Source organism: Methylobacterium tardum (assembly GCF_023546765.1).
In the GTDB taxonomy this organism is placed as follows: Bacteria; Pseudomonadota; Alphaproteobacteria; order Rhizobiales; family Beijerinckiaceae; genus Methylobacterium; species Methylobacterium tardum.
The window spans coordinates 5772136-5795965 of the sequence record NZ_CP097484.1 but is presented as its reverse complement, the minus strand read 5'-3'; the positions used below and the strand labels follow the sequence as shown (position 1 = coordinate 5795965).

Sequence of the window (23830 nt, the reverse complement as noted above, 5' to 3'; positions counted from 1 at the left end):
TTCGATGATGGCTCCAAGAACGTCGTCGCCTCGAAAACCGTTCCCACAAAGTACGACATCTGGTTTGTGGCAGCCGCTAACCTTGATCCGGCCCAGCGTCTCCGGCCGTCTACCTGCGATCACGCGCAACGCGCCCGAGGCGGAACGGTTTAGGTTGTTCGAACGTCTCTGGTGACCTGTCTTCGCGCACCAAGCGCGGGCTGCGACGCCCTTCTTCCGGGAGGTCGTGGCACACCGGCCTGAGACCATGCTCGCCACCACGCACCTTGCGCTCATCAACGTCTTCACCGGCGACATCCAGGGCGGCCTCGGTCCCTTCCTGGGAACGTGGCTCGCCGAGACGGGAGGATGGTCCCCGGCGCGGGTCGGGTTCGTGACGACGCTCGTGGGCGTCGGCGCGCTGTGCCTGAGCGGGCCGGCCGGCGCCCTTGTCGACCGGATCGGGCGACCCCGTCTCCTCATCGCCGCCGCCTGCGCCGCCATCCTGGCCGGCACGCTGCTGATCATGCCGGCCAAGTCCTTCCCGGCCGTGTTCGCCGCCCAGATGCTGGCGGCCGCCGGCGGCGTGCTGCTTCTGCCCGCCGTCACCGAGTTGACGCTCGGCATTGTCGGCAAGGACCGCTTCCCGAAGCAGCAGGGCCGCAATCAGGCCTACAACCACCTCGGCATCCTCATCGCGGCGGGCCTCATCAGCTTCGGCACCGTCCAGTTCGGACCCGCCGTGGCCTTCTGGGTGCTCGGGGCCATGGCCGTGCTGGCCATCGCGGCCAGCGTGACGACGCCCGGTCACTGCTACAACGGACGCCGCGCGGTCGGCTGGAAGGAGGACGATCCGGACGACAAGCCGGAACGGGCGACCACCCGCAGCGTGCTTTCGAACCGCAAGCTGATGGTGCTGGCGGTGGCGCTCGCGCTGTTCAACCTCGGCAACGGCGGCATGCTGAGCCTGCTCGGGCAGAAGCTCGTGGCGGCCGGCACGGACGCCACGGCCTGGACGGCCCGGTACGTCATGGTCGCGCAGCTGGTCATGATCCCGGTGGCCCTCTTCGCCGGCTCCCTCGCCGACAAGCGCGGGCGCCGCAAGCTCCTGCTGGTCGCCCTCGCCGTGCTGCCGGTGCGCGCAGCCCTGTCCGCCTTCATCGACGACCCGGTCTGGCTCATCTCGGCCGAGATCTTCGACGGCGTGGCCTCAGGCATTGTCGGCGTGGCCGTGCCCGTGGTGGTGGCGGATCTCACCTGGGGCTCGGGCCGCACCCAGACGGCGCTCGGCACCGTCAACGCCGTGCAGGGCATCGGCGGCGCGCTCTCGGCCTGGTACGGCGGCCTGGCGCAGTCCGTGCTCGGCTGGACCGGCTCGTTCCTGGCGCTCGGCGCGCCCGCGCTGATCGCCCTCGCCTTGGTCATCTGGCTCGACGCGACCTCCGAGCCGGGACGCCGGACACGTCGGCGCGAGCGTCTGGCCGCCAGCATGCAGCCTGCCTGACCGGGGGCGCCACCGGCCCGCATCCTCGGTTGCGGGGCTGCCTGCGCGGGCACCTTCGGCGCGTGGCGAGCAGGATTGCCTAGAGAAGCTGGCGCTCACCGAACAGGCGGCAACCAGCTGACTCTCGGGCGGCCGCGGATCCAGGCCGATCGAACGATTTGGGGCCTTCGCGCCCAGCCGCCCCGGGGCAATGTCCCATTCGATCAAGACGTCCGGCCTTATCTTATGTCAACTGCACTGCTTGGACCGACTCAGGGTTGAAACAGGGGTGGCCATGTCCTCTTCTGTCACAGCAGGAGCGCCGGGACCCGCGATGCGGCCCATGAGACCCGGCAGCGCCGGTGCGAACGGGCAGCTGCTCCCTGTCGCGTTGAGCCGTCCGGGGGTCAAACAGGCGATCTACGCCGCCCTTGTCGAACTCGGAGCCGATCCGGGCGACCTCCTTGCCGAGTTGAAGCTTGACCCCGGTCTCTTCGACGGCGGCACGCGCGTCCCCTATGCAGACCTCAACCGGCTCATCACGCTCGGGGCCGACCGGACGAATTGTCCGCATCTCGGGCTGCTCATCGGCCAGCGCGCGTCCCTGGGGTCGCTGCGACAGCTCGGCGTGCTGATGCGGCACTCGGAGACCGTGGGCGACGCCCTGCGTGCGCTCGTCTTGCACGTCGGCGTTCAGAACTGGGGGGCGGTGGTCGGGCTTGGCATCGATTGCGACATCGCCGTCCTCAGCTACGCTCCGTATGGTCCGGAAGCCGATTGGGCGGCGATCCATTCGGAGCGGGCGCTCGCCACGATGGCCAACGTCCTCCGGGCGCTGTGCAGGGCTGATTGGGCTCTGCAGGAGGTCCTGCTGCCGCGCTCAAAGCCGCGCGACGCCAGTCCCTATGACCGCTTCTTCCAAGCGCCCGTCCGGTTCGATCAGGAAGTGGCCGCCCTGGTCTTCTCGGCCAAGCTTATGGAACAGCGTGTCGCCGGGGCAAAACCGGTTGTCTGCCGCATGGCAGAGGGCCGTATCCGCCGGCTCGAGGCCGAACAAGCGTCGAACTTGACGGATGAGCTTCGTCAATATCTCCGGATCCAGGTGACCCGGCAGCGCTGCAAGGCGGAGCGCGTGGCGCGCTTGCGGCTCGTGGACCGCCGCACCTTGAGCCGTCGCCTGCGGGCTGAGGGAACGACCTTCCGGCAGCTCGCCAACGAGGCGAAGTTCCGGGTCGCCAAGCAACTCCTCGCCGACACCACTATGAGCGTGACGCAGATCTCGGAGGTCCTGGGGTTTTCCGAACTCGCCGCCTTCACACATGCGTTCCGGCGCTGGTCGGGCACGACGCCGAGCGGGTGGCGGCGCGAGAACAAGCCGGCGGACACCGTTCAGCCCATGAACGCTCGGAACGCGACCGAAAGGCCCAACCCCTCATTCCGAGCCCGCTATCTCAGAGGTCCGATCTTCTTCTGTCATCTGCCCGCTTCGATCGACCCTGCATGAGCGCGCGCATCAGGCGCAGCGGCGGCTGTTCGGCCCCGAAACACGGTGCGGCGGCCAAGAACGAAGACGTGCCGTTATGAATCCCAAGCTCCTGTTGTCCCTGATTGTTGCTCTGCCGGCATGCTCGTCAGCGACGTCGGCCCCGGGCCACATCGAGGCGCTGGGCAAGTTCTACTATCAGCCCGATTCCGGATACCGTCAGAAACGATGCGAGCGGGTGAGCGCCTTGCTGGCGTCTCGACTGTCGACTCATTACACGTGCAGCAAGCCGGATTCGTCTCGTAGTTTCGGGAAGAGCTGCCTGAGCGCGAAAGGCCCAGAATTTGTGCTGTTCGACACCATGGCGGCGTGCGAGTACAGGAAGAACGGCAAAGCCAACCTGAAATAATGCGACTTCTACTCCGGAGGTCGAAATCGCGCGGAGGCGGGTCCCGCGTAGAGCTGACTGTCAGGACCGACCGCACCGGCGAAGGCCTGACTCCCGGTTGTTTCCGCGCAGACGAGATCCTGCTCGGAATCCTCCGTCACCGCGCGCCCCGAATTTGCCGCCAGCGCGCCCGGGATGAGCCGGAAGTCGCCGCGTTCGGGCGCCGCGAAGCCTGGATCGCCGGCACGTCCGTGAGGCTCGATCCCGTGCTCATCCGCTCCCCTCCCGCCCGACCGTGATGGGTCGTCAGATCGCGAACGCCGTGAGCGATGACGCATGATCATCGACAGCCGCCTGTCCCGTACGCACGCGTAGCAGGGTAGCAGCTCGGCCCTGCCGAGCGACCGTATGCGACGGGATCTCCAACTATATTCCAAAACTCTCAGTCCAAGAATGCGTTTCTGCTTCACCTATAAAAATCAATCCGAAGCAATCCGGTCCGCATTGAATGAACCGGCCGTCATATCCGGCATGAGGCGTCATTCAGTCCTGCCTCCGACCGACGGGGCGGCCCGGGCCTGGAACCATCTCGGCTGTCCCTTTCGATCAAGCGGATCGAGCCGGCTCAGAATAGAGTTCGCGCCGATCTGCTCGAATGGTGGAATGTTCAAATCTCCACTTTGGCATGCGGCCTGGCTGTGCCTGCCGTTCCATCAACAAGGAGGGGCCGATCTCATGAAGTGCTTCATCATTGCTGTTTCCGCCGTCACCGCCCTGATCCTCACCAGCGCTGCTGCGGAGGCACGCGGCTTTGGGGCTGGCGGCTTCCGGGGTGGCGGCTTCCGGGGCGGCGGCTTTCACGCGGGCGGCTTCCGAGCCGGCGGTTTTCATGGCGGAGCGATAGGAGGCTATCGCGGCGGATACCGCAGTGCGTATGCCTACCGCGGCGGCGTCGGCCGTTACGGCCGTGCCTATGCCTATCGCAGCGGCTATGGCCGTTACGTTCGCCCCGGATACGGAGCCTACGGCTATCGCTATCGGCCGTATGGCTATGGGCTGGCCGCCGCCGGCGTCAGTGCCGCCGCGGCGGCGGGCTACTACGGAGCGACGTCCGGCGGATGCGGTCCGTACCAATATTGGGACGCCTATGCCGGCGTCTGCCGCCCGAACTGAGGTCAGCCACAGGGACGGCATTACCGCGCCGGGAACGCCGACCTCCGGCGTTCCGCATCACTCCATCACCTGATCCGATGAGGCGTCCGTCATGCGAACCAGAATTGCTGCCTTCTGTCTCGCCGCGGCCGGATTGTCGTCCCCACAGGCGCAGGCGCAGGAACTCTCGAGCACGCCGCCGCTCCTCGTGCACGGCAATTACTGCGGCCTTGGCAACCGCGCGCCGCTTCCCCCCGTCGACGCGCTGGATCGCGCCTGCGCGCGCCATGATGCGTGTACGCCCGCGGGCGGCCTGCCGTCTCGGCTCTGCAATCTCCGCTTGTCGCGGGAGGCAGACCTGATCGCTCGGGATCCCCGTCGGCCCGACGACGTTCGGGCGGCGGCCGGGTTCATCGCCTTCAGCGCCGCGACGATGCCGTTCGACCCGGCGCCGCGGGCCGTGATGGTCGTGGCGCCCGGTGCCGCCGGCCCTTACGTCCGTCAACGTGCGCACGTCGGGTACGACTACTAGGCACCGGAGGCGTCAGCTAGGCGCGGTTGGCGGGCGCCGTCCGCGTTGCAGTCAGGGTTTCGTCGGTGCCGTGGCTATCCGGAGTGCTCCAGGGCGCCCGATGGCAGACGCGCGTTGATCAGGAGGTGATCCGGGCCGAGTTCCCGGTCCAGGCCCACGCGCCGCACCATCCGGGTTGCACCCCACGAACCAGACGGTCACGGCACTGCGCCGTACGCCCCGCTGCATCATCTGCAGCGCGGCTGAGGCTGCGGGCGACGACACCCGGCCTATGCTCAGCCGGCAGCGCTCAGATCCGGTCCCCAACGTTCCGGGCATTTTCGAAGGACAGGCGGCCGTCCGGACGGAGGATCAGAGGCTGGTCGAAGGGCTCGTTCCCGGCATATCGAGCCCAGTTTTCGTGCGCACGCAAAGTCTAGCAGATCGGATCCCGCAGGTGCCATGCGCACCGCCCCGTCGATCGCACCCCGGCGGAGAGCCCAACCCTGTGCGCCGCCGACGACATGATGCGCCACGGCGCAAGGCTACTCTGAACCGCGTATGCCGCCACGCGCACGAACCGCCTTGCGCATGAGGATCGATGAACGCGCGGATCGTGATGCTGCAAACGCCACCGGTCGCCCCGAGCGTGAGTTGCGCCGGCTAGTCAGTCCCCCGTAATCCATCAGCCTTGAGCACGCGCCAGGACAACAGTCGATCATGATGGCATGCCATCGCGGTCCGGGGCCGCTCGCCCGGCAGAGCGCAACGGACACGTCGAGCGTTTGAGGGCCGGGAGTAGGCATGCGCAAATCGGCATTTCCAGTCGGTCGTGAGGCATGGCTCACCCTCGGATTGGTGCTCGTGCTCGTCGCCACCGCGGTGGCGGGATTCTATTTTACCCGCGCCACGACCCTGACCCTTGCAGTCGCCCCGAATGGCGGAACCGAGCCGGACTTGCTCCGGGCCTACGCGGGCGAACTCGCTCGCAGGAAAACCGGTGTCCAGCTCAGGATCGTGGACTTCCCGGGGGTCCGCGAGAGCGCGGAGGCGCTCAGGACCGGCAAGGCGGATCTGGCGGTGGTCCGACCGGACGTCGCCATGCCCGGGAACGGCTTGACCCTGGCGATCCTGCGCGAGCTCGCGGCCTTCGCGGCGGCGCCGGCTGGATCCGGCATCGGGAGCATCCCGGATCTGGCGGGCAAGCGGCTGGGCATGCTGGCGAGCCGGGACGCGGACAGGACGCTTCTGCGCGACCTGCTGACCCGCGACGGGCTGGAACCGCTCACCGAGGCCCCGAACGGCACCGTTCCGCCGCAGGCCGTTCTCCTCGTGCCGCTCGAGGAAGCCGACGTGACGGCCGCATTCGGCGACGGGCGCATCGACGCGATGGCGCTTGTGACGACGCCCACGCTTCCGGCGGCGCGGCGCTTGGTCGGCTTCGTCCGCGCGGCGAGCGAGGACGGCACGGTCGCGCTGGTCGGCGTGCCGGACACCGCCGCGGTGCTGGCGCGCTGGCCGCGCCTCCAGTCGGTCACGGTGCCGGCCGGCCTGTTCAGCGGCAACCCACGCCTGCCGGCCGAGGATGTCGCGACCGTCGGCTCGTCCTACCGGTTGATGGCGCGCGCCAGCCTGTCGCGCAGCGTCGCCGCCGAGGTCACGCAGCATCTGTTCGAGATGCGCGCGGCGCTGGCCGAGACCGTCCCGGCCGCCGAGGCGCTCACCTATCCGGCCTATGAGGACACGGCGGATGCCACCACCGCCCGCCTGCCCATTCACCCGGGCGCCATCGACTATTACGAGCGTGAGCAGGAGACCTTCATCGAGCGCTACGAGAGCTGGATCTATCTCGTGGCCATCTTGGGCGGCGGCGTCTGCTCGACCATCGCTTGGCTGCGGCAGCGCCTCGGGCGCATCCGTCGGCAGCGGATCGAGGTCGCGACGACACGCCTGCTCGCCCTCCGCTCGACCGCCCGGCGGGAGACCGACCGGGACCGTCTGGACGCCATCGCGGCTGAGGTCGACGACCTCGCGGCGAGCATCGCCCGTCACGCCCTGAACAGACCGACGGAGCCGCGGCTGCTCGGCGCCGCCACGGTGGCGATTGAGGCCGCGCGCTCGACGGTCCGTCGCGCCGCGACGCGCCCCGATCAACCAGCCTGCTGATGGAAGTTCGACAGAAGCTGTCCACGCGTCGGTGATCCACGGGCGATGAGGCCTATCGCCCAGGCCATCCGCACGATGCGGGTGCTGGTCCTCGAACGCTGCGGCGAAAGCGAGAGAGCGCAATCGGCAAGAACCGCCTGATCTCTGCCGATCGTGTCGGTGAACATGATCGCCCGGCGGCAGCGACAGGGTAAAAATCCTCGATCCCCCGCGATGGAAAAGGCACGGTGGTCGGGTCGAACGAGCCTGCAATACGCAGGGCATCAACCATGCGGCTTCCGTCCAGAACTCCAGCTTGCTGGTGGGACAAAAGGTGGGGCGAGCCCCGCGTCAGCCGAACAAGCGCTGCCACTCAAAGTTACGTGGCGGAGAGGGGACCCGCCGGAAAAGCTGACGATCTCCTTCTGACCCATATCAGGCGTGCCAACGGTCGGCAGGACCTTCCGAAAGCAGCTGTAGGTCGGCCGCCATTCCCGGTCAGCGCAGGGTGAGTACCAGTCGGTTCTAGTGCCGTCCCTCGTTGCTGCCCTACATCGCACCAGACGACATCGACCGAGGCACGATGACTGACGAGCACCCTGCTCCACACTGGCGCACGAAGCTGGTGCATCCCGGGGTGACGGCCCCTCAGGACTTCCGGGCGCTCGTTCCCGCGGTCCACCGCGGCTCCACGGTGCTGTTCGATCGTGTAGCCGATGCTCGCGATGACTGGCGTGGCGACGGCTACACCTACGGCCTCTACGGCACGCCTACCACGCGCGAACTCGCTCTGCGCGTCGCCGATCTGGAGGGCGCGAAAGCCAGCTTCGTCGTGCCGGGTGGGCAGGCTGCCATCGCCCTCGTCTACCTTGCCCATTGTCGCGCGGGCGACCACGCCCTTGTGCCAGAGAGCGCCTACCGCCCCAACCGCGAACTGGCCGACAAGCTGCTCGCCGGGCTCGGTATCGAGGTGCAAGCCTACGACCCGCTGCTCGGCGCTGAGATTACGACACTGATCCGCCCGAACACACGCCTGATCTGGTGTGAGAGCCCCGGTACAATCACGATGGAGGTGCAGGACGTACCCGCCATCGTCGCGACCGCGCACGAGAGAGGCGTGCCGGTGGCGCTCGACAACACCTACGCGGCGGGTGTCCTGTTCGACGCCTTCGCCCATGGCGTGGACGTGAGCATGCAGGCGCTCACCAAGTACGTGGGCGGCCACTCCGACCTCCTGCTCGGCACCGTATCGGTGGGTACGGTCGAGGCGCACGAGCGGGTGGGTGCAACGCATGGCCTTCTCGGGCTGGCGGTGTCGCCGGACGATTGCGCGCTGGCGCTGCGCGGGTTGGAGACGCTGGCGGTACGCTTAGACCGCCTGCAAGCGACAGCGCTAAACGTGGCGCACTGGCTAAAGACGCGCCCAGAGGTCGAGTTAGTGCTTCACCCAGCGCTGCCAGACTGTCCCGGCCACGATGTCTGGCGGCGCGACTTCACAGGTTCGGCGAGCGTGTTCTCAGTGGTGTTCCGGCCCGAGTGGGATGCCGAGCGGATCACGCGCTTCGTGGAGGGACTACGGCTGTTCCGGCTAGGGTTCAGTTGGGGTGGCACGCACAGCCTTGTCATGGCCTACCCGCCATTGCCGCGCATGCAGCGGGGCTACGAAGGTCGTGTCGTGCGGCTCAACGTTGGGCTAGAGGAGCCTGCCGACCTCATAGCCGATCTGCGTCACTCCCTGTCACTGGTCTCCTGACGGTTTGCTAGGTGCCGAGAAGGAGCGGAATGTCCACGTCCGCTCTGGTGCGTTTGCCTCTCGGAAGCGGACCACTGCAATTCCACCCATCCCAGACGCTCGGAGGATCATCGGCGGCATCCGGATCTGGCCGATAGCGGCACGGCAGCTTTTGGGTGCGTTGCTGGCCACAGCAGACGGTGAATGCCTCCTCTCCTCGGCGGTGTTTCCCTTAGAGGAGAGGTCTGTATCTCTCGTTCTATGCGGATCGTCCAATCAGGCTCCCGACCTAGCCGCAGGTCGCCTGTCGAGAAAGGCCCGAACACCTTCGGCGAAGTCTCGGCTGCCGTAGCAAGTGCGGATGCCGTCGCCCCCGTCGGTATTGGGGTCGACGGCGAGCGCGGCCGGCATCTCCCGGGTGACGCGCATGGTCACTGGCGCATGGCCGAGCAGGCGCTGGCAGATCTGCGCCACCGTGGCATCCAGCGTCTCGGGGCTGGCGATCGCGGCGCGGTAGCCGAGCGGCTCTCGGCCGTCGGCATGTCGGCTAGGAGGAGCATGCGTTTGACGCTGCTCAGGCCCAACGTCGCCGTGAGACGACGCAAGTTCGCGGACGACAGGCAGTTGCCGAGGGTCCGGGCGATCGGAACGCCAAACCGCGCTCCGGCCGCGGCGATGCGCAAATTGCAGGCATTGGCGATCGCGAGACCGCCCCCGACCGCCAGCCCCTCGACGACAGCGATCATCGGAACACGCACGCGTTTCAGCGCGGCGACATAGGTATCGATCTGCGCCTCGTAGGCCACTCCGTCATCCCCGGAGAAGCCCACGAACTGCTCGATATCGGTACCGGCAACGAAGGCCTTACCACCAGCCCCGCACAGGACAGCGACGCGGATCGCCAGGTCGGCCTCGATGCGGGCGAGCCCGGCAGCCTGCTCTTCGTACACACGGTAGCCGCGGCCTCGGCACGGCCACCCAACCAGACTTCCTGAAGCTTAGTCCCCAAAGGAAACAGCGTGATTCCGAGTTCATCACGCCAAAGGCCGACCTAGCGGGTCTATGGCTTACTCACGGCCTTCTTTGACGGCTCGGCCGGTTTGATGCTTCCCGTCTCGGATACGCGATCACGAGCTTGATCGAAGCGCTTCTTCGAAGCGATAAGCTCGCGCTGTGAACCGGCTAGCTGCCCCTTCGCTGCGTCACGAGCCGCAACAGCTTGGCCGAGTTCCGCGCGGGCAGAGGCGAGTTTGCCCTGCCACTCACGAACGAGGTCGATGTTCGCCTGCTCCAACTCTTTCTGGCGGCTCACTAACCCGTCTCGCTCCGTCTGAAGGAGGCTGACCTGAGTGGTGAGATCGCGGTTGGCTGAAGCTTTATTCGCATAGGCGCCCCAACCCGCTAGGGTGTAAACCCCCAGGATCAGGGGCAGCAACTGAGCACGTGTTGGCTTCCATGCAAAAAGCACCTGAAGTTTCCAGCGCAACAGTTCGAGCAGGCGAGGCATGGACCGGCTGTCTCCCGTCTCGAGTTGGCGGATCCCGTTGATCCGAACGGCTCATCGATCAGGCCCAGAACGATGCCCGCGCAAAGTTAATGCCTGATTACGGCACACATCATCGGGCGATTTGAGGATGTATCGCGAGTTGCAGAAGTCGGCACGCCGCCGATTTGCGCCTGGTCAGTCGCACCGCTGCGCCTCAAGCCGCACTCATCGAACTCGCAGCATCGATTCAGCCGTTCGCCCTCTCTGCTCCGCGTGTCTGCGCCGGATAGACTTAGCGGTTATGCTGCGGCGCGATCTCAACGCGTGGATGTGGCGAGAAGCTTCTGCCCTTTGGCCGAGGCCGAACGCCCAGCAAGGTAGCCGATACCGGCCGCAGCAGCGCAGACGGCGCAGGCCCGTGCAATTCTGGCCAACGTCAGTTTATCGGATCTGCGACCATGCCGTGCCTTCAAAGTTTGCATCTTCGCACGAACGAAGGCGTGTGCGGCGGCATCGACTTGCGCCGGAGAGAGAAGCTCCTGAGCCGCCGGTATCAGCTCCTGAGTGTAACGGCGGAGGTGCTGACCAATCAGAGCGACGTCGAGGATCATACCCGTCTTAGAGGAAAAGCCGCCCCGCCGCGATCTCGCGATAGCATCAAGTTGCCCGAGGAACTGCGCATGCTCATGGTGCAGGTCCTCGGCGAGCTGGCGTGTCCGATCCAGGTGGCGCAGCGGCGCATAGAGACTGGCCTCCAACGCCTCGGCATGAGCGGCAAGCTCATCGATTAAGCCGCCCAGCACCTCCTCACGGTCGTGGATCGCCGGCCCACCGAAAGTGTACCGACTCTCTGCGATCAGGTGCGCGAGGTAGGCGTGATCGTGGGCGATGAGCTGCCAGACGTTCATGCGCCGGATCGTCTCTGCGGGTGGCCTTGGCCAACCCGGAGGAGGTCGGCTCGTTTCCCACGGGCGATCGGTTGATCTGGCGTCGTAGTACCCATCGAGGTCTGCGGCCTGACTATGCGAGGATGTTGACGGCGCGTGCGGCGACAAGGGCCACAGTAAGCAGGGAGATCAACGCCTCAGCCATCATCAGCAATTTCGCACGCGGCGTCAGCGGCAGCGTGTCAGTGGGTGAGAAGGCGGTGGCGTTGGTGAAGGCCAGAAACAGATAGTCTACGAAGCCCGGCACGAACGGGGGCTGCCGCATCCTGCTGCGGAAGCGTCATTTGTGGGAACAGAAAATCCGGATCCCGCGCACTCAGATGGCCGCGCAAAGCCGCACCGCCGCGATCTGTCGTCCAGAACCACAGGGCGAAGATCACGACATGAGTGCCCCAGATGTTGAGGGCATCGATCAGCAAGGACGGGCCGCCGGCTGCCTTGCCGTTCAGGAGGGCGTGGACCAGGGCCGCGAGGGCGGCGGTGTTGGTCACGGTGACCAGCGCAGTCATGAAGAGTGCCATCCTGCGGATCAGGCGATGGTGGCGGTAGACCTCGGCCCAGTGTGCGTCTGTCGTGGCGCGCCGCGCCCGGCCCTGGTTCCAGGCCGTGGCGGCCGAGAGTGGCACCAGCAGTGCGAGTTCGAGCGTCGGGGCAAGCCAGCGCGGTCCGAGCGAGAAGTCGTTCACAACGAGCAGTTGGAGGGCGGCGATGCAGGCGACGGCGCTTCGGGCCAACCAGAAATCCAGGGCGCTGGTCCGAACACGATCAGGGTGCGGCCTATCCATCGACGACGTCCCCTGAGGAGCTACCCTGTTGTGGCGAGCGCGCCCCTAACGCTTTTTGCCCAACTCGGCGGCGATATCCTTGGTCATTCGACCGACCTTCCGATGTGCTGCCGTAAGCTGGTCCTGCGTGACGCCCCAGCGCTTCATCCAAAACTCGACAGCCTTGCGTTCCGACAGATCAAGCCGGTCCTTGTCGATGAAGCCACGTTTGTCTTTGAGTCCGGCCATGGGGAATCCTATTGGTTTGGTTTCACGTGATCTGGGAAGGGTCTCAAGCGACCTGACAGTGAGGCGTGCAAAGGGATGCGAGGAACCGCAACGGCAGCCTAGCCTAACTGGTGCTTCGGCTTCCGGTTGAGGCGGCCGAAACGGCGCTTAATGATGTCGGCTGAGCTAGAGAATGAGCGCGGCTACAGCGGCTGTGGAATCATACGAGCCTACGCGGAGCTTGATGCCTCGACGCTCAGAGGGCGAGTTCCCGATATGGGCTGCCGCTCACTTGATGTCATGATGCAGACCGACACGACAGCCAAAATCGGCGTTTGCTCGATGTGCGGGATACCGGTCATGTTCGATGTGACGAAGATGCTGGCCGACGCGCTCGGCGAGCACCTCGCTCTAACCTATCAGCGCACCTTCGGCAGTCGCGAGCCACGTTTTGCCGAGGTGATCGAGGCGTCCGCACGTCTGACCATCGAGCGGATCGTCGGCAGCGATGCGCTCTACCATGACGGCGACCACACGGCTCTCGTCACCCTCGTCGCTCAGGACATCCTGCGCGGCCGGTTCCTCGACAAGGGCATCACGCCGGAGGATTGGCTGCACATGATCCTGGCGGCCCTGTACCATGACATCGGCTACGTGCGTGGTGTCTGCTCAGGCGACCGGGCGAACGCCTTCGTCATCGACGCGCAGGGCACCACCATCGGTCTGCCACGAGGCGCGTCCGATGCAGCGCTGGCACCTTACCACATCGAGCGCTCGAAGCTGGCAGTGCAGGAGCGCTTCGGCACGAATGACCTCGCCGATGCGCAGCGGGTGATCCGCGCCATCGAGTTGACCCGTTTCCCCGTGCCTGCGGACGACGAGCACCGGGAAACCGGGACCGAAGCCGGCTTGATGCGTGCGGCTGACCTGATCGGGCAACTTGGCGATCCGCTCTACCCTCGTAAACTGAATGCGCTGTTCCACGAGTTCGCCGAGGTCGGCCTGGCTGACCAGCTCGGCTATGCCAACCCGGCGGACCTTGCGGAGCGGTACCCGGCGTTCTTCTGGGGCAAGATCGAACCGGTCATCGGGGACGCGATTCGCTTTCTTGATCTCACGGTTGAGGGGAGGAGCTGGGTGGCGAACCTCTACAGTCATGTGTTCGCCATCGAGCATGACCGCCGCCGGATGGGACCGCACCCGGGCTGAGCCACGCAAAAGCAATCCTCGCAACTCCTCGGGAAAGCTACACCAAGCGCCAAGACAAACCCGCTGTGTTGGCAAAATCGGATGGCGATCAATTTTATACGATGGCGGACCAACACACAGCGAGAGAAATTACTCTCCGGGCACTTTCCGCTCGTCTTGATATTTGAGCCAAATCGCGCGATCCGCTTCAGCGCGCTTGAGGCGGTCGGACTCTTTCTCGTGCGTCAGCCATAGGACAACGGCGACCATCGTCGCCAGGACGAGCGGGCCGAGAAAAAGAACAACCATCTGTGCGAGCGTCAGGCTCACGCGCGCAGGGCTCCGAGCAGGCGTCTAGCCACCAGATGTAGTATACCTGCCAGGAGACTCCAACCAACCAGGAGAGCGCTGGCTGTAAGCGCGCTGGCGGTGCCCGAGAAGATTGCCACTGACGGGGAGATGCCGCCGACAGCCACGGAGGCGACTGCGACCCCGTTGACCCACATCGCCGTCAGCTTTGCCCGCTCATTGCGGATCAGCTTGGCGTCGTCGGGGCTGAGTGGCGGGATTTCGGTATCGGCCATGACACGGGGTAGCTCGGAGCAACCGAGGGGTTGAACAGGGGCTCGATCCGTGAGGCCATTTAGAACAAAACAGGAACAAAATCCAGGGTCGATCCTGCCTTTTCGCCGGTTTTGGCGCCACCATCCCCAATATACGAGCGCTCGGCTGTCGGCGGTTATCGACAGCGAAAGGGCAGATTGTGAGCGTACGCCGCTTCTTGGATGAGGTCGGCAGGCGCCTCGAAGCGCTTAATATGCGCTGTGGGGACGGCGGCTAGGCCAATCCCAGCTTCCCATGCGCCTCGGCGGGCGTCATCTGCCGAATGGCTTCTTCGGAAAAGCCAAGCTCACGAAGCGCCGCCCGCTGACGGTTCGTGATCATCAACGACACGGCAGGAGACGTCGCAGGCGCGGTGCCCGTCGCGTTCAGCTCGGCGTCCTCGGTGAGGCCGACACGGTCGAGGAACGCTTCCACTGCCGCGGCCTGGTTGAGGAGCGGCCGAAGGCTGTCGCCAGTTCCCGCCATTCATGACCTCATTGCTCGTCGGCCGGCCTCGGGAGTGCGCCGGATCAGCGACGGGACGGCGGTACGGCCCGCTCTGACGAAGCAGCAGGATAGGTCCGTCAGGGCCGTTCCGTCAGGGCGGATCTTGCCTACCGTCGCCCCGAGTGGAAGCGGTGACGCCAGCCCTCATTGAGCCTGCGCTCCTCAGCGCTCTCCTCCGGGACAGCGTCCAGACGCAGCAGGATCATCGCAAAGCCGTTCTGCTGACGGTACACCTGCTCATAGAGGTCCGGCGCGCGGAGGTCGCGCTTCACGTCGATCCAGAGATCGGGACTGCACGCGGCAGTGTCGCTCACGATGTTCGGCCGATGTGGACTGCTGTGAAAGAGCGAGCCTGTCGGGACCGGGCCGCCGACCGCGCAGGTGATGGCGGGAAAGGAGAGGCTCCGGTAGCATCGCTGCACCCGGCCGTTACCCGCCACGACGATGGCGATCCGCTCGGGATGGTATTGTACGTAGGCCCGAGCCGCCGCCTCCTTGCCGACCGCGAAGTCGCGCGCGAGCACAAGAACGTGCTCCAGATCCGGCTCGCGAAAGGCCGCCATGGCTCCCCGCAGCAGGTGCGGGGGCATCAGCATGAGGGTGGCGAAGCGGTTGGCCTCGACCTCCCTGCGTTGCCGCTGATCGCCCTCCTTCGCTGTGACGCGGAGCGGGTCAGAGCTCTTGCACAGGAACCGCCCGGGCTGATCCGGGATGTGGTGCGCCATCAGGAAGTGGCCGAGTTCATGTGCGATCGTGAAGCGGCGACGCGGTTCGCCCCCGCGCCTGGCGAGGATGGTGCCTTCAGATCGCTTCGCGTCGGTAACGAGGCCACCCTCGAACTCGTCGGTGTCGAGGTCCTCGATCCGGAGGATGCCGAGTCGTGCACACAGCTCTTGGATCGGCACGGGCACCGGAAGGTTCGGCTCGGCCTGTAGGATGCGTTTGACGAGCGCCTCCGGCGAGCCCGCGTCCACGAGGTCCACCCTGCTGACCGACATCCGCGCAGCCCCTTCTCATCCCGGAGCCGATCCATCAGGCCGCCCCGTACCCGCGATCCGACTCAGACCGCGTGCAGGCGGCCTGAAGCACACCGCGCAGCGCTATTGGCTGATCGTAGCCTGCAACGTCCGCTTACGGGAAGTCGCCACAGTCAGCTGAATCGCCGGCATGGGCGCATTGCAGTACGTCGGCTTTCAGCCGGAAGCTCCATGGCAGATCGGCATCCGTCCGAGACGCTCACACGAGTCCGCGCGATGATCGAGGCTGGCCATTCTCGGGCTTTCGGAAGCTCACCGACAGTCCGCTACGGGTTGACGCACCGGCTTCGCTATCCCTCCGCCTGCGCCAGCAGCACAGCTGCGTGCATCGACAGACGCGACGGGTTTTGCAGGCGGGTCTGCTAGCCAGCCGTCGCGGGGCGCGCCTGGATGATGGGCGCGGCCGCTGCCAGAATTGCGGCGCCATCGCGTGAGGGTGGTGGGTAGATGCGGCTGCCATTGATCAGACGCTTGGTCGCCTTCGCCGCTGCGCCGTCCGCAACGAGGCGGTCGCGATCCCAGCCCGACGTGTAGACGGCTCCCCACGCGCCGAGATCAAGCACTGTCACGTAATCCGGTGCCGCGAACCGCAGGCAGAGATCTGGCCGCCCGACGAGGTCGCAGACCGCGTTGTAGCCCGCGAACCGACCCATCGGGCGCGCGTGCTGGCAAGACATGACCGTCTGGTGTCCGGCCTCGTCGGCTGTAGCCACCGCCACGTCGCCCGCCGCGAACACGGCCGGAACGCCGGTGACACGCATCAGCGCGTCCACGGGCAACCGACCGCGTGCATCGCGCGCTACGCCAAGTTCTTCGGCAAGAGGGTTCGCCCGCATACCCGTGGCACAGACGACCGTCAGCGCCGGGATGTAAGTTCCGTCGCTGAGCGTCGCGCCCCTAGGGTCGATCGCTGCTAGGCCGGCCCCGCCGATGCATGCCACCCCCGCCGCGGCGAGAGCCTGTCGAATGGCCGGCATTGCAGCGCCGCCGATCGTGGATCCAATTTCAGCAGAGCGGTCGACCAGCACCGTATGGACGGGACCTGTTCCCCCGGCTTGGTCACGGGCCGCAGCGAGGCGAGCCGGCAGCTCGCAGGCGAGTTCTATTCCGACAAGTCCGCCGCCAACCACGATGGCGGTCCAGCGTCCGGTCTGGTCCGGGCCGACCACGTCGCGACCCAGGTCTTCAAGGTGGCGGGCGAGCCGGCGTGCGCCGCCGAGCGTGTCGATATCGAAAGCCAAGTCGATGCCCGGCACGGGCGGGCGGGACAGGAGGCTGCCGACGGCGAGGATAAGTCTGTCGTATTCCAGCGTGAGCGAGCCGGGTCTTTCCGGGCAATGCACCGCGAGATGGCACCCGCTGGCATCGATCTTAGTCACGGTGCCTTCGATCCGCCCGACCTTTATGGGACCGAGCACTTCGTCCAGTGGCACGGCGACGGGCGTGAGGTCGGCCTCATAGCACCGCACCCGAATAGCGTGGAACGGGTCTGGACTAATGAGGGTGATGACAATCTCGTCGATCAGCCCGAGTTCATCGCGCGCGCGCGCAGCTGCTGCCGCGCTCCACAGGCCGGAGAAGCCGCCGCCTACCACCAAGATTCGTTTGGTCATCGAGAGCCGCCCCTGAGCCCGGACCGATCAGCGTGATCTTAGCGGACCAACGCGGATTCTCGAGTGACCTGCTCTCAGGTGACAAGCAGCCGGCTCAGCGATCAGCCCCAGATATGCACGTGTGGCGCGAACAAAACTCGAGCGTCCGCTGACGGAGCGTTCGCTTCCGGGTGGCCCCCGGGTACAGCATTGGGCGCTCTGGGCACCAATCAGTCAGCTGTATATCTGGCCGAGAGCTGCTGGTCCGCTTCGAAGTCGGTGATTTGAGATACCGAATGTGCTCCCACCGATCCATGACAGCCTTTTCGGACAAACGGCGGGATATTTCAGGAGCAGATTCGCTTCAGACTTTCGAACGGAGCGCTCGCCACCGGTAGTCGGTCGGCGCAAGCTCGTAGCGATCCTTGAAGCGTCGACTGAAATGGCTTTGATTGCTGAAGCCGCAGCCATATGCCAGCGCTCCAATAGCGACGTGGGCGAAACCGGGATCCGCCAGCCGTTGTGCTGCGACTTCCAGGCGCCGCCGCCATATCCAATCGGAAATGTTGCGGTCCTGCGCGTGGAACAATTCTTGAAGATAGCGCAGCGATACGCCTATCGCAGATGCAAGCCTCGTAGGATCCAAATCTAAATCAACGAGATTTCCTTCGATGTACGCGCTGGCGCGCTGCACGATGAGCGTCGCTTGCAGGTTCTCAGGTGGGTCCTGCGACAGGCGTTCCGCGATGCTTGCAACCAGGAGATCGATGCCGATTGAAGCCATGCGAGCCGCCATCTCTGGCGTTAGGTGACCATATGTGCGCACCAGCTCGTCGAAGAAGGTTGTCACCAGTGAGGTGCCGGGCTGGTCCGCACCGATCGTCAGTGCCGTGTAACGGCGCGTCGATCCTAGCGGGCGTTCCAAGCTTGCGCGAGGGACCTCAAGGAACAGCGTCTGTGTCTCCGCTGCCGACGCCATAGTAGTCGGTCTTCGATCCAGCACTACGATATCGCCCGGGCGCTGAACAGAGATGCGATCGTCCTGAGAACTGGAGATCTCACCTCTCAGTACAATCGCCACGTTCAATGTGTCATGTTTGCCGTGCCGACGGATCGTGTCTCGCGTCGCCTCTGTGGTGACGGCACTCTGGGTGATACGGGTGATCAGCAGCGGGCCGACTTCAGCCGCTTCCAACGTTCCCCTGAATGGCCGATCGCCGGCTGGCGTCAGCTCGACAGGCACCAATCGCTCGAAGATCGTTTCCTGCCAGCGGCGGAAACTGTCCTTCGGCTTCTCGTCCGCGGTCGAGAACAAAGTCCTCATGCTGATTGCTTGAATGAATTCTTTCTACCGCGCGCTCAGGCGAACGGTAGCACGCGCTCAGGCAAGCGCAACGCGACGGATTATCTTATGTGCTGATTCCGATCTCAGGAGTCACTCGTGTATACTCAAATTTCAGCCAACTCCTCGGCTCATACCGAGCTGGCAGCAGGCATCGTCGCCGCCTATGTGTCGAACAATCCGGTGCCGGTTGCCGAGCTGCCGGCCCTGATCACGCGCGTGCACGGCCGCGCCGGCCTCGTCTCCGGCACCCTGACCGCCGACGCCGGCGCGGCCGTGCAGGCCGATGTCGAGAAGCCGAGCGCCGCCCAGATCCGCAAGTCGGTCCGCCCCGATGGGATCGTCAGCTTCATCGACGGCAAGACCTACAAGACGCTCAAGCGTCACCTGACCAGCCACGGCCTCGATCCGCGCAGCTACCGCGACCGCTACGGCCTGCCGGCCGACTACCCGATGGTCGCCCCGAGCTACGCCGAGCAGCGCTCCGCCCTGGCCAAGGCGATCGGCCTCGGACAGCCCGGCGCCATGGCCGAGCGGCAGCGAGCCGACGGTCGAGCGCGCAAGGCTGCTTGAGCAGACCGCACGAGCAACGCGCGAGATCTCGAGCCAGATCACCCGGATCCAGGGTTCGACCGGTCAGGCCGTGTCGGCGATCGGCTCGATCACAGCCCGCATCCACGAGATCAGCGGTGTGGCGACGGGCATTGCGGCGGCCGTCGAGAAACAGGGTGCGGCCACGCAGGAGATCGTGCGCAACGTCGCCCAGGCCGCCAGCGGCACCGGCGGGGTGACGAGCAACATCGCGCGCGTGGCGGGCGGAGCCGAAGAGACCGGTGCAGCAGCGAGCCAAGTGCTGGGGGCAGCGACCGAGCTATCGCGCCAGTCCGAGCAGCTCGCGACCGGGATGAGCCGCTTCCTCGCCATTGTGCGTGCCGCCTAGTCCAGCGTCTTGCCGCGGCGATATTACGTGGGTGCGCACGTCTCATCGTGAGCCCGCACTGGAATTCAAAGCCGGCGAACACCGCGGTCCAAGTCAACGTCCGGTTTCTCGAACCCGCTTGCTAAAAGCAGACCGGCAACTTCCAGCCCGAATGGCGGAACGCGGCCACTCGGTCGCATACCTATGCCGACACAGTGTCCGATGCTCGTTCCTGATGACCGGTCCTTACCGTCGGCCCGCTGCCCTGCTCGTGCAGGTCAGTGCCGGCGGTTTCAGGCAGAAGCAGCGCCGCGCCGAAGGCGACCCCGTAGGCGCAGAGGGCGCAGGCTCCCATTGCGGTCCCGAGCGGCAGGCTCGCGGCCAGGATGCCCACCGTGGCGGGCACGACCGAGCCGAAGCCGCGACCGCCCCCGAGGCAGAAGCCCTGGCCGCTCGCCCGGATCGCGGTCGGGAACAGCTCCGCGAAGGTCGGCAGCATGCCCGAGGCCAGCGCCCCCTGGAACGCGCCCAGAAAGAAGCTCAAGACGACGGTCGTGGTGAGGCCGATCGGCGCGAGCAGGAGGATCGCGACGTTGCCGGATTGCAGCACCAGGAAGGTCATGAAGGCGGGGCGGCGGCCGATCCGGTCCGACAGCCAGCCGTAAAGAAGCGGTCCCACGAGGGAGCCGAGGATGTTCATCGCGAGATAGCCGGTGCTCGACTTGATCGAGAGGCCGAGGGCGGTGCGCAGGTAGGTCGGCAGCCACGTGATCATCACGTAGGCGCCGCCGAAGATGCCGGTCGACATGATCGCGGCGGCGGCCGTGCGGCGCAGGTGCCGGCCGGTGAAGATCGTCCAGAACGGCGGCGGCACAGCGCCGTCGCGCCGCGCAGCCCGCGCCTCGGCGTAGATGCCGGATTCCGGGACGAGCCGGCGGATGAAGAAGACGAGCCCGGCCGGGATGATGCCGATGGCGAAGAAGACGCGCCAGCCGGTCTCCTCGGAGAACAGGGATGCGATGACCGGCAGCAGGCTGACCGAGAGTGCGTAGCCGACCGCGTAGCTGCTCTGGACGGAGGCCGCGACGCGCCCGCGCAGGGCCGGCCGGATCACCTCGCTGATCAGGACGCCGCCCACCGCGGCCTCGCCCCCGTAGCCGAGGCCCTGGAGGAAGCGGACGAGGGCGAGGGACCAGAAGTCGCTCATGAACGCCGCCAGGCAGGTGAATCCCGCGACCATCAGGATCGTGAGCTGCAGGATCCGGACCCGACCGATCCGGTCCGCCAGGATGCCGGCGGCCCAGCCGCCGACCGCGGCCCCGGCGAGGGAGGCCGTGGCGAGGTATCCGGCCTCGGCCTGCGTCAGGCCGAGCGTCGCGATCAGCGCCGGGATGACGAGGGCGTAGATCGTGGTGTCCATGGCATCGAGGCCGAACCCCGCGAAGCAGGCCCAGTAGGTTCGGCGCTCGGTCTGATCGAGCGTGTGATACCAGCCGAGCTTCATCATGACGCGTCTCCTCCGGCCATACGGGATCGTGCGCCGCTCGGGCTGCCGGCCGGGCGGGCGGCACGGTTCAGCCGGTGCCGTCTCTTCGCGGACGGTCTTCCGGTCTCAGTCTTGGCGTTCGTCAGTCCAGCGGGCCGTCCACGTATTCGAGGCCGGCGGCAGCGAGCGTCCCGCGCATCGCGTAGAGGTCGAGGCCGAGTTCGCCGGCCGCGAGCCGGGCGCGCTTGGCGACCTCGTTGGCGGCCCGCGCATCCGCCTGCGCGGCGACGGCCTCGGCGTCGGCATGGGGCACGACCACGACGCCGTCATCGTCCGCCACGATCGCGTCGCCCGGCCGGACCAGGACGCCCGCGCAGACCACCGGGACGTTGACGCTGCCCAGCGTCGCCTTGACCGTGCCCTTGGCGGAGATCGCCCGCGACCAGACCGGGAAGCCCATCTCCTTGAGCGTGCGCACGTCGCGGCAGCCCGCGTCGATCACCAGGCCGACGCCGCCGCGCGCCTTCAGCGAGGTGGCGAGCAGGTCGCCGAACATGCCGTCGGTGTTGTCGGTCGTGCAGGCCACGACCAGGACGTCGCCGGGGCGGCACTGCTCGATGGCCACGTGCAGCATCCAGTTGTCACCGGGCTGTGCCAGCACGGTCACGGCGCTGCCGGCTATCGCGGCGCCCTCCCAGATCGGGCGCATGTAGGTCTTCAGAAGGCCGGTGCGCCCCTGCGCCTCGTGGACCGTGGAGACCCCGTGCCCGGCGAGCGTCGCGGCGATGGTCGGCGGGACGCGGGGGATGTTGCGGACGACGACGGTCCTCATGCCAGTTCCTCCAGCGTCATCGGGAAGAGGCGCTGATAGGCCTCCCCGTAGGTCATCGCCGTTCCGGAGTTGCGGCCGCCCTGGACGCCGCGGTTTAGGGCCACGCGGGTGTAATATTCCCAGAGGTGCTTCTGGGCGGCGAGCACCTGGAACGCGCGGAACTTGGTCTCCCACACCGCATCGATGTTCAGGATGACCTGGGGCTTGAAGTTGCACTGCTCCGGCTGGTGCGGCTCGAACAGGAACACCGGCGGCGCGGCGTAGCTGCGGTCCGGGTCAGGCTTGTGCCCGGCGGCCTGGGCGATCACCCGCCCCTCCTGCGCCACGTGGGCGGCGACCGGATGATCGAAATTGTACGGGTCTTCGAGGGCGTGGGTCAGCACGAAGGCCGGACGCTCCTCGCGGTAGACGTCGGCGAGCCGGTCGAGAACGGCCTCGCCAACGCGCAGGGGATAGTCGCCGACGTCGAGGAACTCGATTTCGGCGCCGAGAATGCCGGCCGCCTCCTCGGCCTCGACGCGGCGCTGGGCCTTCACGTCCTCGAGTCGCACGCCGGCCTTCTTCCAGGCCCACTGGCTCTCGCCGCGCTCGCCGAACGACAGGCAGACGATCTTCATCCGGTAGCCCTTGCGCGCGTGCAGGGCGATGGCGCCGCCAGCGCGCCACACGAAGTCGCCCGGATGGGCTGTCACGACGAGGCCCGATCGCGCTGCGGCCGCCATGTCTCATCTCTCCCGAAGCGTGCGTCGCTGCCCGCGCGCACTATTGTGCATGCAGAGCTATCGCCGCCCGCCTGAGCAAACAAATGATTAGATTGAGGTTATTGATGCACGTTATCGAATAATGCCAGCGGATTGGGGCATTGCGGCGCGATGCCTCCCGACTGGGCCCTGGCGGGACGCGGCGCGGTCAGAGCGCGTTGAAGTACGCCTGGATCATACGGGCCAGGCTCTCCGCCACCGGTGACAGGGTGTGATTGCGGCGCGTCACGATGCCGATCGTCCGCGCGATGCTCGGCGCCCGGAGTGGCACGGCGACGATCTTTCCCTCGTCGGCGGCCTGAAAGGCCAAGCGCGGCACGACGGTCACCCCCAAGCCTCCGCGCACCATGCCGATGGCGGTGGCGACGCGGTGCACCTCGTAGGCCCAGGTCAGGTCGGCGTAGCGTCCGCCCAACCCCGCCGCGATGAGGAGGTTGTTGCCGGTCTGCTCCCCGATCTTGATGAGGATCTCACGGTCCAGCTCGGACCACGTCACCACCTTCGCGTCGGCGAGCGCGTGATCGGCCCGGCACACCAGCACGAAGGCTTCCTGGTGGATGGGGGTAATGTCGAGGTCGTAGTGCTGCGCCGACATGATGGTGATGCCGAATTCAGCCTCGCCCGCCCGCACGCGCTCGATGATCGCGGTGGCCGATTGATCGAGGACGCGCACCAGCACGCCCGGGTGGGCGGCGCTGAAGCCCCGCAGGATGACGGGCAGATGGTGGCCGGCAATCGTCGGCAGGCAGCCGAAGCGGACGAGATCCTGGCTCTCGCGGCCTTGCCGCCGGAGTGTTCCGAAGATCTGGGAGAGTTCGTCGACGATGCGTTGCGCGCTCGGCAGAAGCTCGACGCCGGCTGGCGTCAGCGTCACCTGCCGCGTCGTGCGCGCGACGAGCCTGACGCCGAGTTCGTCCTCCAGCTTCTTGAGGCGGTGGCTCAGCGCCGCCTGCGAGAGGCTGAGGCTGGCCGCGGCCCGGTTGAAGCTCCCCCAGTTGGCGATGCTGAGGAAGGCCTGAAGGCCCAGGAAATCGATCCGCTCCATCACCCCTCACCGCCGATGACACGCGGCGCGTTCGCCGGCCACGGCGTCGGAACGCGGCGCCAGCATTCGCACGGACGAAGAGCCTGTCGAGCTTACCCGACGATCTGTCCAGTCCGCCACTGGTGAAGCGCAATCGGCCAGAGGTAGCCCGAACTCGAAGCGGCGGCATCCGCTTTCCGGCCGTAGCTTCCATCGAGGGAATGGCCGGGAGGGCGCACTG

General features: G+C 66.4%; 24 protein-coding genes and 1 pseudogene. 10 read left to right on the top strand and 15 right to left on the bottom strand.

Going from position 1 to position 23830, the window contains the following annotated elements; translation table 11 throughout:
* Positions 1-247: 247 nt before the first annotated feature.
* The 7 genes from M6G65_RS27675 to M6G65_RS27645 all read left to right on the top strand — a co-directional run bounded on the left by M6G65_RS27675 (position 248) and on the right by M6G65_RS27645 (position 8894).
* Complete coding sequence (locus M6G65_RS27675) at positions 248-1483, top strand: MFS transporter (protein WP_238199537.1); 1236 nt, start codon at positions 248-250, stop codon at positions 1481-1483.
* A gap of 313 nt (positions 1484-1796) precedes the next feature.
* Positions 1797-2966 (top strand): AraC family transcriptional regulator, encoded by a 1170-nt coding sequence (locus M6G65_RS27670; RefSeq protein WP_250104298.1) that lies wholly within the window; start codon positions 1797-1799, stop codon positions 2964-2966.
* 76 nt (positions 2967-3042) lie between these two features.
* The gene (locus M6G65_RS27665) at positions 3043-3354 is read left to right on the top strand and encodes a hypothetical protein (protein ID WP_238199526.1); all 312 of its coding nucleotides are present in this window, start codon (positions 3043-3045) and stop codon (positions 3352-3354) included.
* 714 nt (positions 3355-4068) lie between these two features.
* Positions 4069-4506 (top strand): hypothetical protein, encoded by a 438-nt coding sequence (locus M6G65_RS27660; protein ID WP_238199534.1) that lies wholly within the window; start codon positions 4069-4071, stop codon positions 4504-4506.
* A 91-nt stretch (positions 4507-4597) separates the two neighbouring features.
* A complete protein-coding gene (locus tag M6G65_RS27655; protein WP_238199525.1) occupies positions 4598-5017 on the top strand; it encodes a phospholipase A2 family protein in 420 nt (139 codons plus the stop codon).
* A gap of 783 nt (positions 5018-5800) precedes the next feature.
* Positions 5801-7162, top strand: a complete 1362-nt coding sequence (locus M6G65_RS27650) for a TAXI family TRAP transporter solute-binding subunit (protein WP_238199524.1) — start codon at positions 5801-5803, stop codon at positions 7160-7162.
* A 562-nt stretch (positions 7163-7724) separates the two neighbouring features.
* Positions 7725-8894: a cystathionine beta-lyase gene (locus M6G65_RS27645; RefSeq protein ID WP_238199523.1), complete on the top strand. Its 1170-nt coding sequence runs from the start codon at positions 7725-7727 to the stop codon at positions 8892-8894.
* A gap of 410 nt (positions 8895-9304) precedes the next feature.
* Here the strand turns inward: M6G65_RS27645 and M6G65_RS27640 are convergent, their stop codons facing one another.
* The 5 genes from M6G65_RS27640 to M6G65_RS27620 form a co-directional block, all read right to left on the bottom strand.
* The gene (locus M6G65_RS27640) at positions 9305-9823 is read right to left on the bottom strand and encodes an enoyl-CoA hydratase-related protein (RefSeq protein WP_238199522.1); all 519 of its coding nucleotides are present in this window, start codon (positions 9821-9823) and stop codon (positions 9305-9307) included.
* Between the two features lie 110 nt (positions 9824-9933).
* Entirely contained in the window at positions 9934-10380 is a 447-nt protein-coding gene (locus M6G65_RS27635) for a hypothetical protein (protein WP_238199521.1), read from the bottom strand.
* A 296-nt stretch (positions 10381-10676) separates the two neighbouring features.
* Entirely contained in the window at positions 10677-11267 is a 591-nt protein-coding gene (locus tag M6G65_RS27630) for a hemerythrin domain-containing protein (RefSeq protein WP_238199520.1), read from the bottom strand.
* 221 nt (positions 11268-11488) lie between these two features.
* The gene (locus M6G65_RS27625; protein WP_238199519.1) at positions 11489-12040 is read right to left on the bottom strand and encodes a hypothetical protein; all 552 of its coding nucleotides are present in this window, start codon (positions 12038-12040) and stop codon (positions 11489-11491) included.
* A 96-nt stretch (positions 12041-12136) separates the two neighbouring features.
* On the bottom strand, positions 12137-12319 hold the full coding sequence (locus M6G65_RS27620; protein WP_003600567.1) for a DUF3606 domain-containing protein: 183 nt from the start codon (positions 12317-12319) through the stop codon (positions 12137-12139).
* 339 nt (positions 12320-12658) lie between these two features.
* Between M6G65_RS27620 and M6G65_RS27615 the strand changes: the two genes are divergently transcribed.
* Entirely contained in the window at positions 12659-13507 is an 849-nt protein-coding gene (locus M6G65_RS27615) for a metal-dependent phosphohydrolase (RefSeq protein ID WP_250104297.1), read from the top strand.
* A 129-nt stretch (positions 13508-13636) separates the two neighbouring features.
* On the opposite strand, the gene M6G65_RS27610 is transcribed toward M6G65_RS27615, so the two are convergent.
* The 6 genes from M6G65_RS27610 to M6G65_RS27585 all read right to left on the bottom strand — a co-directional run bounded on the left by M6G65_RS27610 (position 13637) and on the right by M6G65_RS27585 (position 18549).
* The gene (locus tag M6G65_RS27610) at positions 13637-13816 is read right to left on the bottom strand and encodes a hypothetical protein (RefSeq protein WP_238199518.1); all 180 of its coding nucleotides are present in this window, start codon (positions 13814-13816) and stop codon (positions 13637-13639) included.
* A complete protein-coding gene (locus tag M6G65_RS27605; protein WP_053622063.1) occupies positions 13813-14070 on the bottom strand; it encodes a hypothetical protein in 258 nt (85 codons plus the stop codon). The genes M6G65_RS27610 and M6G65_RS27605 overlap by 4 nt, the downstream gene beginning before the upstream one ends.
* A gap of 253 nt (positions 14071-14323) precedes the next feature.
* Positions 14324-14575, bottom strand: coding sequence for a hypothetical protein (locus M6G65_RS27600; protein ID WP_238199516.1), 252 nt, complete (start codon positions 14573-14575; stop codon positions 14324-14326).
* A 128-nt stretch (positions 14576-14703) separates the two neighbouring features.
* Positions 14704-15594, bottom strand: a complete 891-nt coding sequence (locus tag M6G65_RS27595; RefSeq protein WP_238199514.1) for an ImmA/IrrE family metallo-endopeptidase — start codon at positions 15592-15594, stop codon at positions 14704-14706.
* A gap of 401 nt (positions 15595-15995) precedes the next feature.
* Positions 15996-17246 (bottom strand): NAD(P)/FAD-dependent oxidoreductase, encoded by a 1251-nt coding sequence (locus M6G65_RS27590; RefSeq protein ID WP_238199513.1) that lies wholly within the window; start codon positions 17244-17246, stop codon positions 15996-15998.
* Between the two features lie 343 nt (positions 17247-17589).
* Entirely contained in the window at positions 17590-18549 is a 960-nt protein-coding gene (locus tag M6G65_RS27585) for an AraC-like ligand-binding domain-containing protein (RefSeq protein ID WP_238199511.1), read from the bottom strand.
* Positions 18550-18666: 117 nt separating this feature from the next.
* On the opposite strand from M6G65_RS27585, the gene M6G65_RS27580 reads away from it, so the two are divergent.
* The gene (locus M6G65_RS27580) at positions 18667-19140 is read left to right on the top strand and encodes a Ros/MucR family transcriptional regulator (protein WP_238199510.1); all 474 of its coding nucleotides are present in this window, start codon (positions 18667-18669) and stop codon (positions 19138-19140) included.
* Positions 19133-19507 (top strand): annotated as a pseudogene (locus tag M6G65_RS27575) (methyl-accepting chemotaxis protein); the annotation flags it as partial. The gene M6G65_RS27580 and the pseudogene M6G65_RS27575, both read left to right, overlap by 8 nt.
* 181 nt (positions 19508-19688) lie before the next feature.
* On the opposite strand, the gene M6G65_RS27570 reads toward M6G65_RS27575, so the two are convergent.
* From M6G65_RS27570 to M6G65_RS27555, 4 genes are all read right to left on the bottom strand, one after another.
* Positions 19689-20993 carry an MFS transporter gene (locus M6G65_RS27570; protein ID WP_238199508.1) on the bottom strand — a complete coding sequence of 435 codons (1305 nt, stop codon included), beginning with the start codon at positions 20991-20993 and terminating at the stop codon, positions 19689-19691.
* Positions 20994-21114: 121 nt separating this feature from the next.
* The gene (locus tag M6G65_RS27565) at positions 21115-21804 is read right to left on the bottom strand and encodes a 4-carboxy-4-hydroxy-2-oxoadipate aldolase/oxaloacetate decarboxylase (protein ID WP_238199506.1); all 690 of its coding nucleotides are present in this window, start codon (positions 21802-21804) and stop codon (positions 21115-21117) included.
* Positions 21801-22526 (bottom strand): PIG-L deacetylase family protein, encoded by a 726-nt coding sequence (locus tag M6G65_RS27560; RefSeq protein ID WP_250103132.1) that lies wholly within the window; start codon positions 22524-22526, stop codon positions 21801-21803. Before M6G65_RS27560 ends, M6G65_RS27565 begins: the two co-directional genes overlap by 4 nt.
* A gap of 187 nt (positions 22527-22713) precedes the next feature.
* Entirely contained in the window at positions 22714-23610 is an 897-nt protein-coding gene (locus M6G65_RS27555) for a LysR family transcriptional regulator (protein WP_238199502.1), read from the bottom strand.
* Between the last annotated feature and the right edge of the window lie 220 nt (positions 23611-23830).